Consider the following 10,737-nt stretch of genomic DNA (forward strand, 5'->3'; position numbering starts at 1 on the left):
CCGCTACCACTTCTCGCCGAAGGGACGAATCTCCAGCTCGAAGGTCCAGGCGCTCCTGGGCTGCTGATAGAGCAGCCAGTAGGATTCGGCGACCGACGATGGCGGCATCAGGAGGTCGGGATCATCCAGTGCGTTCGGACCAAGCGCCTCGATCCGCCGCTGCCGTACCCATTCCGTGTCGACGCCGGAATCGATGATCAGATGCGCAACGTGAATGTTCTTCGGGCCCAATTCGCGCGCCGCGGCTTGCGCGACCGCCCGCAGGCCGAACTTGGCGCTGGCGAAGGCCGCATAGCCGCTTCCGCCGCGTAAACTCGCCGTCGCACCGGTGAAGAAGATATTGCCCTGACCGCGCGGCAGCATCAGGCGCGCGGCCTCACGGCCGGCGAGGAAGCCGGAGTAGCAAGCCATTTCCCACACCTTGCGGAACACCCGCTCGGTCGTGTCCAGAATCGGAAAATTGACGTTGGCGCCGATGTTGAAGATGCAAACCTCGAGCGGCGCATGCTTGTCGGCATCGCCGAGGAAGGAGATGATCTCGTCTTCCTTGCGCGCATCGAGCGCGCGCGCGTGAATTTCGCCGCCGGCCTTCTCGACCTCCTTGACCAGCGGTTCGAGCTTGGCGCCGTCGCGGCGTCCCGCAAACACCGTAAAGCCCTCGGAGGCGAACTTCTTTGCAATCTCGCTGCCGATATAATCACCGGCGCCGATCACGGCCACGGTCGCGTTTCTCTTTTGCAAGGGTCTTCTCCCGGTCAGGTTAGATCTGTTGTGTGCGAAGCGGGACGATCGGCGCCGGAGGGACTCCGCCCTCCGCGCGCAAGGACTCCGCGAGCTTGTGCTTGAGTATCTTGCCCGTAGACGTCGCCGGCAAGGCGTCGAGAACGATGATTTCGGACGGCCGCTTGTAGGAGGTGAGCTGGATCCGGACGAAGCTCATGAGATCCGCCGGCGTCACCTGCGCCCCCGGCAGCAATTGCACAAAAGCCACGATATCTTCATTGCCGTCTGCGGCACGGCCGACCACCGCGCATTGCACGACGTCCTTGTGCGAACTGAGGACCGCTTCGACCTCGGCGGGGTAGACGTTGAAGCCCGAGCGGATGATCATTTCCTTGGTGCGACCGACAATATAGAGGCAATCGCCGTCGAAACGGGCTAGATCGCCGGTATTGAACCAGCCTTCGCTGTCGATCACTTTGGCCGTCAGCTCCGGGGCGCGGTAATAGCCCCGCATCACGTTGCGCCCGCGGACGTGGAGCTCTCCGACTTCTCCCTTCGACGCCGGTCTGCCGTCGAGAGTCCGGATGCGCCCCTCTATTCCCGGCAGCAGCGTGCCGACCGCCTGATCGGCACGCGGTGCGTCGAAGCGCACGCCCGATATCCCCGGCGAACATTCAGTGATCCCGTAGCCGTTGAGAAGCGGCAGGCCGAGCTCCTGCTCCACTCGCGATTTCAGATTGAGATCGAGCGGCGCGCCGGCCACGGCGATCAAGCGCAACGAGCCAGGATCGAGCCGATGCAGACCCGACACACTCTTGTACTCCAGCAGGCGCTGATAGGTGGCGGGTACGCCGTTGAGGATGGTTATCCCCTCCTCCGCCAGCGCCTTTGCCGTCGCCGCGGGATCAAATTTGCTGACCATCCGCACCGTGCCGCCGACCATCAAGGTCATGATCAGGAGCGAGATGCCGACGATATGCGAGATTGGCAACACCAGGTAGATCTTGTCGTCTCGATTCATCTTGCGGAAATGCGCTGTGGTCCTGGCGCTGATCAGAAAATTGTCATGAGAGAGCATCACGCCCTTCGGCGTCCCCGTGGTGCCCGACGTGTAGATCAGCACCGCAACTTGCTTCGCGGGGTCCGCTTCCACCGGCTCGACCGTTGCATTTTCGTTGAGTGGCCCGACGCCGATGTTCGGCAGCGGGCCCAACTGCCTGTTCTCCGCGCCTAGGCGCGATGCGTGGACTGCGGCCTCCTTCGAAACATCCGATGCAAAGAACATCCGGCGGGCGCCGCTGTGGTCGCGAATCTGGTCGAGCTCCCGCGCTGACAATCGCGGGTTGGCGACGATTGCCCAGGCGTCGATCCGGCTCGCCGCAAGGAGCAAGGCCGCCAGCGAAATGCAATTTTCGCTGACGATGATCATCCGATCGCCTGCTCGCACCCCGAGTGAGGAGAGGACGGCGGCTGTCTCGCTGACCCGCTTGTCCAGGTCACGATAGCTCCAGCCGACGCCGCCTTCGACCAGAGCGATTCGATCCGGGGCATCGGCGGCATGGTCGGCCGTCACGTCATGGATGCGGCGCGGCAACCCTACAGCAATCTCATCGAGATCGATCGCCTCTGAAAGACCCGCCACCGCCACACTCCCGAAAAACGTGCGCCGCCTTTTTGCCGCGGTGCAGTGGCGTGGAGTTAACGTTCTTTTTTAGAACTCGTCAATCGCTAATCCTGACTTGGCTCTCTCGTTTCATCTGGACAGCAAACCTGCCGCTTTCCGACAGTTTATAGAATTCTGTTTTACAACGCCGCCGACAACAAGTATCTCTAGTACCAAATAAGAACTTATACCAACGGGAGAAACGGATGGAAAATCGCGGCGTAGCAATACTCGTTGGCGCAGGCGACGCCATCGGCGCGGCCGTCGCCCGGCGGTTCGCCAATGGCGGCTATACGGTTTGTGTCTGCCGGCGTGACGCGGCGAAATCCGAAGCACTGGTAGATGAACTCGCCGCTGTGGGCCACCGCATTCACGCGTTCAGCGTCGATGCTCGTCGAGAAGCCGAGGTCCAGAAGCTCTTTGCCGAGGTCGAAAGGAATATCGGACCGATCGAGGTCTGCCTTTTCAATGCCGGATCTAACGTCAACAAGCTGCTGACGGACACCACGGAAAAGCTTTTCTTCAAGGCGTGGGAACTGGCCTGCTATGCCGGATTCCTGGTCGGACGCGAGGCAGCGCGTGTCATGCTTCCGCGCGGACGCGGTACCATCTTCTTCACCGGGGCAACCGCCAGCATCCGAGGCGGCCGGGGTTTTGCGGCGTTCTCCTCGGCGAAATTCGGCCTCCGCGCGGTAGCCCAGGCCATGGCGCGCGAGCTTGGACCGAAGAATATCCACGTCGTCCACCTCATTATCGACGCCGGCGTGGACAGCGAGGCCATTCACCAGCGCATGAAAGCGGCGAAAGGAATCGAGGCAAGCGATATCCCCCCGGACAGCCTGACGAAGACGTCCTCTATTGCCGAAGCGTATTGGTTCGCCCATCAGCAAAGCCGCGACGGCTGGACCCATGAACTCGACCTTCGCCCGTCAGTGGAGAAATGGTGATGAGCACAACGGATCTCACCCTGTGGGGCGCCGGTACGAGCCGCACGATCCGTGCGCACTGGGCCATGCACGAACTTGGCTTGTCTTACAGCGTCAAGCCGATCGGGCCACGGACAGGCGAGACCAAGACCGCTGAATACACCAGGCTCAATCCCCGCCAGAAGATCCCGCTGCTGCAGGACGGCGACTTCTGTATCGGCGAAAGTGCTGCGATCGTTGCCTATCTGTCGCGGATGTATTCCACGCCGGAATGCTCGTTGATTCCAGACGCCGCCCGCGATTACGCCGCGTGGCTCGAATGGTGCTTCTTTATCGTGGCCGAACTCGATTCCACGAGCCTTTACGTCATGCGCCGCCACCGCGCGGATGCGCTGGGACACATTTATGGAGTTGCGCCCGAGGTCGTCGCACAAGCCGGGGAATACTTCCGGCAACAATTGCGACACGTGGAGGTCGCGCTGGCAGACGGCCGGACGTTCTTGATGGGTCAGCAATTCACCAGCGCCGACATCCTCCTCGCGACGTGTCTGGACTGGGCCGTCGCTTACGGCGTCGACATTTGCGACAACGCGCAACCCTACCTTGAACACATCAAAGGCCGAGAAGCCTATCGGCGCGCCGTCGAGGCCAACGTTCCGACGGGACCGATTACGGCGGCGGCGGCGAAGATCTGAGAGCCTCTCGGCGGTCGCGAGAAGGGCTTCGGATCAGACGGCCACGCGCAAGCTGCGTTCGGCGACCATCCTGTCGATGGCGCCGTCGTCGTAGCCAAGCTCGCGCAACACCTCGCGCGAGTGCTCGCCGACCCGCGGCGCAGGTCCGCCGATCGCGGCTTCATTAATTTCGAAGCGAGCCGCCGGCTTCGGCTGCCTCACCCGGCCGACCTTCGGCTGATCGAATTCCGCGATGATGCCGCGCGCGACCACCTGCTCGTTGTGAATGATTTCGCCTCGCCGCAATATTGGCGCGCACGGGACGTCCGCGGCATCCAGCCGCTCCAGCCATTCGGCGGTCGTGTGCTGGGCGATATACTCCGCCATCTTGTTGATCCGCGCGGTGGCGTTGACCGAACGCGCCGACGGCGTCGCAAACCGGGGATCTTTGGCAAGCTCGGGATCGCCGGAGGCACGGCAAAATCCCTGCCATTCGGAATCGGAAATGGTGCCGGCGGTGATGTAACCGTCGCTGGTCTTGAACACCAGATCCGGCCGGTCATTCGGATCGGCAGCCGCCGCCTCGGCGCCGACCACGGTGTACTGCATCATGCCTTCCGGCCACAGGTACGAGATCATCACATCCAGCATCGCAACCTGGATGTGGTCGCCCTGCCCGGTCTTCTCGCGCGCATAGAGCGCGGCCGCCACCGCCTGCGCGGTGAACACGGCGGTGGTCTTGTCGCATACGATGGTGCGGATCATCTGCGGCCGGTTCGTGACCGGCTGCGACTGGATATCGGCGAAGCCCGACAGGCCCTGGATGATCGGATCATAGACGCGCTTCTTCACATACGGACCGGTATCGCCGACTCCGCTGATCGAAACGTAGATCAGGCGCGGATGGCGCTGACGCAATTCCTCCGTGCCGAGACCGAGGCGCTCCATGGTGCCGGGCCGGAAGTTCTGCACCAGCACATCCGCCTGCGCGATCAGCCTGCCGAGCACCTCGCGACCGGCGAGGCTCTTGACGTCGATCGACAGCGAACGCTTGCCGCGGTTCGAGGAGATGAACAGCGCCGAAAATTCTCCATCCTTGTCGATGGTGGCACGGCTGCGGCGGGTGATATCGCCACCGATCGGCTCGATCTTCAGCACGTCGGCGCCCTGATCCGCCAGGAACATGGTCGCAAAGGGACCCGACACGACGCCAGTCAGATCGAGGACACGAACACCGCTAAGCGGGCCAGGCATGGCTTTCTCCCTGAGCTTACTTTTGATTTTTGGTCCGGGTGCTTGGCTTTCGCCTCAACCGGACAGCCGGCGCCGCTAGGCGGTCTTGGGAAGGGGTTGCCTGGTCTGTTCGACGATCGACTCCTCGACGTCGCGGATCTGGTCCTTGCCGAAGAACATCTCCTTTCCGACGAAGAATGTCGGCGAACCGAATGCCCCCCGGCTCACGGCGTCGTTGGTCAGATCGATCAGCCTCTTCTTGACGTCGTCCTGCTGCGCACGTGCGAGCAGCCGGTCGATATCGATGCCCGAGGAGGTAAAAGCACGCCGGAAGATTTCGAGGTCGTCCATCTTCTTGGGCTCTTCCCACATGTGATGGTAGGCGGCGCGGAAATAGGGCTGGAACACACCTTCGAATTGCGCAGCGACAGCACCGCGCATCAGCATCAGCGTGTTGACGGGGAAGAACGAGCTCTGGCGGAATTTCGTGATGTTGTGGCGACGGATAAATCGCTGGGTCTCCAGCGCCTGGTATTCCGGCTTGTTCTTGATGCCACGGAGCGAGTCGAACGGCGACATGTTGCCCGTCGCCTTGTAGATGCCGCCAAGCAAAACCGGGACATACTCGAATTTCACCCCGGTGCGCTGCTCGATCCCCGGGATGGCGACTTCCGCCAGATAAGCATTGGGACTGCCGAAATCGAATTGAAATTCAACCTTCAGGGGCATGTCGGCCTCTCCCGGAAAACGCGTTGGATGGTGAGGTTCGACGGTCGGCCAGTCGAACCCAGGCTGCTGATTATTGATACAGTTCTAAAAACGAACTGTCAATTCCGACGTAATCCCTGCTGTTTTATCCTGCTTGGCAAGGGATTGTTTCGAGTTAGGTACCGATCTAGAATGGTAGCGGGACCAAAAGCTCCCTGGACGATTCGAGCGGAAGCCGCGAGCAGACTGGAGATCTTGAATGAAATGGGGTGAGCTGGAGGAAGAGCCGTGCTCGATGGCCCGGACCATCGGCGTGATCGGCGATCGCTGGACCCTCATGATTCTGCGTGAGTGCTTCCTGCGCACACGCCGCTTCGAGGGATTTCAATCTTCGCTCGGTATCACACGCCATCTGCTCGCCGAACGGCTGAAGAAGCTGGTCCGGCAGGGCGTGTTGCGTCGTATCCCCTATCAGGACTCGCCCAAGCGGCACGAATACATCCTCACCCAGAAGGGGCTCGATCTCTATCCGATCATGATGGCGATCGTGCACTGGGGCGACACTCATATGGTCGACGCGCGCGGGCGGCCTTTGCTGCATCAACACCGCAAATGCGGCAAGGACTTCGATCCGGTCATGATTTGCTCCGAATGCGGCGAACCGCTTTCGGCCAAGGAGGTTCATACCCACCCCGGCCCCGGTGCTCGCCGCACCCCGGCAATAGCGGCGCCAGAGAAGCCGAAGGCAAAGACCCGCCGGAGCGCCGCCTGAGGTCGATCGCTCGAGAGCGCATCGAAAGCCGCAACGGTAGCGAACGGCTGAACCAGCCCTCAGACCCGGATCACGTCTTGACGTGCCTCGTTGCAGTATAGACGTTCCACCAGTTCAGAGCGGTGTTTCAGCACCGCACGTTGATTGACATAGGCCTTGTCGGTGATTTCTCCTGCCGCCAATGACGGCGCGTCCTTCAGCAGCGAGAAAGAACAAATTGCTTCACTGCTTCCAACGGTCTCGTTGTACTCCTGAAGACGATCCTTCAAAAACTGGAGCACGAGACGGTCGCTGGTCAGATCCGGGGCCGGGGTTTTCGAAATCCTCGCCGCCTCGGTGGGATTCAACCAGCAGAGCAGCGCGCACGATTCACGATTTTCTCCCGCGACGACGATGTCCAGCAATACGCCACGCGTTGCCGCCAGGAGTGCCGCGCGCATATTCCCGATCGTGACCCACGTGCCGTTCGCGAGTTTGAAATTTTCGGAGATTCTGCCGGTGAACCGCAGGCCGCGCTCCGGCTTCTCGGGATCCAGAAACGAGACCGTGTCGCCGATGCGGTAGAATCCTTCCTCGTCGAAAGCCTGCTCCGTCAAATCCGGCCTTCCGAGATAACCGGGAGTGACGTTGGGTCCCTTGATCCTGACCTCGTAGGTATCGGACACAGGGATCAGTTTCAGTTGCAGGCCTGGCGCTGGAAGACCGATCTCTCCCGGCTGATCGGTCGCCCAATGGGTGGTGGCGATTGTCGGGGCCGTTTCGGTGGTGCCGTAGCCGGACATGACCGGAATTCGCCGGCCGGTGGCCGCAAACGTCAATCGATAGAGTTTTTCCAGCGTGGCCTGTGAAATGGCGGCGCCGGCATAGCTTAGCCGATCCATCCTTTTGAACACGCTGGCACCAAGATCAAGGTCGTTCTCGATCGCGTCGCACAGGAGATTATAGCCGGCAGGTACGTTGAACATGGCGGTCGGCGAAATCTCCTTGAGATTTGCAACCGTCTTGTGGAAGAGCTGCGGCAGCGGCCGGCCATCGTCGATGTAGAGCGTCCCGCCGTTCTTGAGAATGCCGTGAAGGATGACGTTGCTGCCCATCGTATGGTGCCAGGGCAGCCACTCCACCTGAACCGGCGCTTCCGGAGGTGACACCAGCAGGCTCCCCATTTGCAGGGAGCTTGCCATCATGCGGTGGGTGTTGAGCACGCCTTTCGGGAAGCCGGTCGAACCGGACGTGAAGAGAATTTTGGCGACGGCATCGCAAGACACGGCGCGTGATGCCCGCTCAAACCCTTCGCTCCCGGTTCGCGCCGCAAGGGTGCGGAAAGGCACCGTATCCGGCGCACCATCGACGCTGATCCAGGCCGCTTCCGCCAACTCGGGAATGGCGCGGCCCGCGGAAAAATCGCGTCCGCTCTGAACAAAAACAAAATTCGGGCGCAGCGTTTCCGCGATATCCTTGAGACGAGCCAGGCCGCCGGGCATCAGAGTGTAGTTTGGCGATATTGGCGCCAGGATGACCCCGATCGACATGGCCGCAAACGAGATCACCGCGTTCTCGATCGAGTTTCCTGACAGGACTGCCAGCTTGTCGGCGGGCTTTACGCCCATATCGATCAGGCTTTGGCCGGCTGCCTGGACCTGCGACCATGCCTCGCCATAGGTGATCTCGTCCCATCCACCCCCGGCATTGCGTTGCGCAAGGAAAACTCGGTCCGGAACGGCAGCTGCCCAACTCGGCAGAAAATCGGTGACGCGCCAGTCGCACGGCGCCCATTCGAGGGGCGAACGCAAGATCAGCGCGCCGTCGGGGCGACGCTCGATGCGAACCTCCCGCGGCGCAAAATTCAGAGCCTTCGTCGACATCGAGATGGTCTCCGTAATTGCTGGAAAGACAATCGCGCGGGCGGCCGGTACGCAGGCCGTGCCGGATACGCCACCTCGCCGGTTGCGCGCTTTATTCGGAGCTCGCGTCCAGCACTTCCCCGAAAGCTTCCCAGCTCGTGCCGGACCATCGCTGCAACCGCATCTGCGTCCAGATCATGTTCTGGGCGCCGCTGGTATTGACCTTGATCCCCGGCAGCGCGGTCGGGACGACGAAATCCCTGAGGTTCTTGGCCTGCGCAAGAACGTTCTGGCGGGACAGATCATTTCCGCATTGCTTCAGGATCTGCTCGAGCAGGATGCCTTGCTGATAACCGGTCAAATAGCTGCCGTTGGTGATATCGACACCCGACAAATATTTGTCGAGAAAGCTCCGGTAAGCCTGCATGGCAGGGTCGTCCTTCCACGCCTGATCCAGGATATCCTTGTTGATCGTCCCGACGATCACGCCGACTGATTTGTCGAGGCCGGCCGGGGTGAGCGTGCCTCCAACCGAACCGGACGGAAAGTCGATGATGACGGTCGCCTTCCAGCCGATCAAAGAGGCTTGCCGGATTGCCTGCGCGGCGAACTTCGGTGTTCCCGCGATCATCAACGCGTCGGCGCCGGAGCTCTTCAGATTGGTGATCTGTGAATCGACGGTCGGTTCGGTGACCTCGTAGGAAGCGCTGACGACTTTTCGATCGTAGTCCTTGCCGAGAAACGTCTTGAAGGCATTGACGTAATCTTTGCCGAGGTCGTCGTTTTGATAGAGGATCGCATATTTGGCGTTCGGCAGCGTCTTGGTCAGATATTTGGCGTAGATTTTTCCTTCGGTATCGTAGCTGACAAGGCCCGTCGTGGTCAGCGGGTAAGCGGCGACGTCGGTGAATTTTGATGATCCGCTGACGATTGCAATGCTGGGCACGCCTTTCGCCTTCAAATATTTCGCTGTCGCCGAAATGCCGGGAGTACCGAGCTGGCCGAACATGAACGCCACTTCATCGCTCTCAACGAGCTTGCGGACGTGCTCCACCGCTTTGGGCGGGCTGTACGCGTCGTCATAGGCGATGTAGTTGATCTTGCGTCCGTTGACGCCGCCGCGGTCGTTCAAGGATTGAATGTAGGCGATCAGTCCCTTGCCCACGAGACCGATCGACGACGCCGGGCCGCTGAACGGAAACACCCCGCCGATCTTGATCTCGGTCGCAGAGACTCCCGGTTCGTCGGCCGCGAGTGCCGGGCCGCACAAGAGTAATGTCAGCGTAGCCACGAGCTTCCATGTCGGCGTCATTTTCTCGTCCTCCCAAACGCGCCGCGCCCTTTTCGGGGACATAGCGCTGTTACTGTGCGGCTGCCTGCTCGCGCCCTGCGTCCTCCAAGCCGAATTCGACTTCGCTGAACCGGACCCATCCAGGGCTGCAACCGCATATCGCGACCGTTACGACCAGTCGTCTCTTCTTTGAAGATACAGTTCTTTTTTAGAACTAGTCAACTGCTATAATCCAACGCGGCCGCTCGCGAACTCCGGGGCGCGCTCACCTGCGGAATCGAGCTAAGCAAATTGGCGTGCTTCCAGCGCTACTCTGGAAGGGCCTGGCCAGTCGCTTTTGAAGTGTTCGAGACCGATCAACGCGCGGGCTCAGCCGCCCAGGCCGAGGCAAGATACGAAAATTCTCAGTTCTATTTAAGTATCAATCGCGCCTCCGGTTGCCCGCTCGGGAGCATCAGAAGCGCTATCTTGCCAACGCCAACGTCAGCACGCAGCGCGGTACGACGTTCGTGGTTCTCTCCAATGCGACGATCAAAAGAATCCGGCGCTCAAATCCAGGCCATGGGTAAGCGAAAGCAGAACACGAAAGCGCACGCTCCGGCCAACAGCAGCGCGTGCTTTGCCACGCCGGCGCTGGTAACCGAGAAGATCGTGCGGGAAATTGCGCTTAAGATGGCCGTCTTGCACACGCCTTCGCGTCCTCGCGGCGCATTCCGCCCGAGCTTTGCTTCGTCGCTCCACCCTCTTGTCCAGGAGGGCGCAGGGAAGGCCGGGTGCCGGCTGGCACCCACGGTCCGCTGCGCGAAATGTAGCGCAAGGAAACCGCACAGCAGCATACAGGTGTAGCCAAATCACTCGGCCTTCCCTGCGCAGTGGCTTTACGGCGTATGCCGTGCTCTCCCGGGA

General features: G+C 61.0%; 9 protein-coding genes. 3 read left to right on the forward strand and 6 right to left on the reverse strand.

Annotation, left to right across the window (positions count from 1 at the left end):
* Positions 1-3: 3 nt before the first annotated feature.
* Both IVA74_RS23315 and IVA74_RS23320 read right to left on the reverse strand, forming a co-directional pair.
* The gene (locus IVA74_RS23315) at positions 4-741 is read right to left on the reverse strand and encodes an SDR family oxidoreductase (RefSeq protein WP_247348474.1); all 738 of its coding nucleotides are present in this window, start codon (positions 739-741) and stop codon (positions 4-6) included.
* 19 nt (positions 742-760) lie between these two features.
* Positions 761-2,365 carry an AMP-binding protein gene (locus IVA74_RS23320; RefSeq protein WP_247348476.1) on the reverse strand — a complete coding sequence of 535 codons (1,605 nt, stop codon included), beginning with the start codon at positions 2,363-2,365 and terminating at the stop codon, positions 761-763.
* Between the two features lie 227 nt (positions 2,366-2,592).
* On the opposite strand from IVA74_RS23320, the gene IVA74_RS23325 reads away from it, so the two are divergent.
* Together IVA74_RS23325 and IVA74_RS23330 are read left to right on the forward strand one after the other, a co-directional pair.
* Positions 2,593-3,333, forward strand: coding sequence for an SDR family NAD(P)-dependent oxidoreductase (locus IVA74_RS23325; protein WP_247348478.1), 741 nt, complete (start codon positions 2,593-2,595; stop codon positions 3,331-3,333).
* Complete coding sequence (locus IVA74_RS23330) at positions 3,333-4,007, forward strand: glutathione S-transferase family protein (protein WP_247348480.1); 675 nt, start codon at positions 3,333-3,335, stop codon at positions 4,005-4,007. The genes IVA74_RS23325 and IVA74_RS23330 overlap by 1 nt, the downstream gene beginning before the upstream one ends.
* Before the next feature lie 33 nt (positions 4,008-4,040).
* On the opposite strand, the gene IVA74_RS23335 is transcribed toward IVA74_RS23330, so the two are convergent.
* The gene (locus IVA74_RS23335) at positions 4,041-5,240 is read right to left on the reverse strand and encodes a CaiB/BaiF CoA-transferase family protein (RefSeq protein WP_247348483.1); all 1,200 of its coding nucleotides are present in this window, start codon (positions 5,238-5,240) and stop codon (positions 4,041-4,043) included.
* A 75-nt stretch (positions 5,241-5,315) separates the two neighbouring features.
* Positions 5,316-5,948: a 2-hydroxychromene-2-carboxylate isomerase gene (locus IVA74_RS23340; RefSeq protein WP_247348485.1), complete on the reverse strand. Its 633-nt coding sequence runs from the start codon at positions 5,946-5,948 to the stop codon at positions 5,316-5,318.
* A gap of 238 nt (positions 5,949-6,186) precedes the next feature.
* Between IVA74_RS23340 and IVA74_RS23345 the strand changes: the two genes are divergently transcribed.
* Positions 6,187-6,699 carry a helix-turn-helix domain-containing protein gene (locus IVA74_RS23345; RefSeq protein WP_247348488.1) on the forward strand — a complete coding sequence of 171 codons (513 nt, stop codon included), beginning with the start codon at positions 6,187-6,189 and terminating at the stop codon, positions 6,697-6,699.
* 59 nt (positions 6,700-6,758) lie between these two features.
* On the opposite strand, the gene IVA74_RS23350 is transcribed toward IVA74_RS23345, so the two are convergent.
* Together IVA74_RS23350 and IVA74_RS23355 are read right to left on the reverse strand one after the other, a co-directional pair.
* Positions 6,759-8,561: an AMP-binding protein gene (locus IVA74_RS23350; protein ID WP_247348491.1), complete on the reverse strand. Its 1,803-nt coding sequence runs from the start codon at positions 8,559-8,561 to the stop codon at positions 6,759-6,761.
* 91 nt (positions 8,562-8,652) lie between these two features.
* The gene (locus IVA74_RS23355) at positions 8,653-9,852 is read right to left on the reverse strand and encodes an ABC transporter substrate-binding protein (protein ID WP_247348492.1); all 1,200 of its coding nucleotides are present in this window, start codon (positions 9,850-9,852) and stop codon (positions 8,653-8,655) included.
* Between the last annotated feature and the right edge of the window lie 885 nt (positions 9,853-10,737).

It is taken from the genome of Bradyrhizobium sp. 132 (assembly GCF_023074185.1).
In the GTDB taxonomy this organism is placed as follows: Bacteria; Pseudomonadota; Alphaproteobacteria; order Rhizobiales; family Xanthobacteraceae; genus Bradyrhizobium.

What these genes read in the sequence shown, in the direction of transcription:
- IVA74_RS23350 (WP_247348491.1), bottom strand. Translation starts at nt 8,561, where the DNA reads ATGTCGACGAAGGCTCTGAATTTTGCGCCGCGGGAGGTTCGCATCGAG.
- IVA74_RS23355 (WP_247348492.1), bottom strand. Translation starts at nt 9,852, where the DNA reads ATGACGCCGACATGGAAGCTCGTGGCTACGCTGACATTACTCTTGTGC.
- IVA74_RS23340 (WP_247348485.1), bottom strand. Translation starts at nt 5,948, where the DNA reads ATGCCCCTGAAGGTTGAATTTCAATTCGATTTCGGCAGTCCCAATGCT.
- IVA74_RS23335 (WP_247348483.1), bottom strand. Translation starts at nt 5,240, where the DNA reads ATGCCTGGCCCGCTTAGCGGTGTTCGTGTCCTCGATCTGACTGGCGTC.
- IVA74_RS23330 (WP_247348480.1), top strand. Translation starts at nt 3,333, where the DNA reads ATGAGCACAACGGATCTCACCCTGTGGGGCGCCGGTACGAGCCGCACG.
- IVA74_RS23325 (WP_247348478.1), top strand. Translation starts at nt 2,593, where the DNA reads ATGGAAAATCGCGGCGTAGCAATACTCGTTGGCGCAGGCGACGCCATC.
- IVA74_RS23345 (WP_247348488.1), top strand. Translation starts at nt 6,187, where the DNA reads ATGAAATGGGGTGAGCTGGAGGAAGAGCCGTGCTCGATGGCCCGGACC.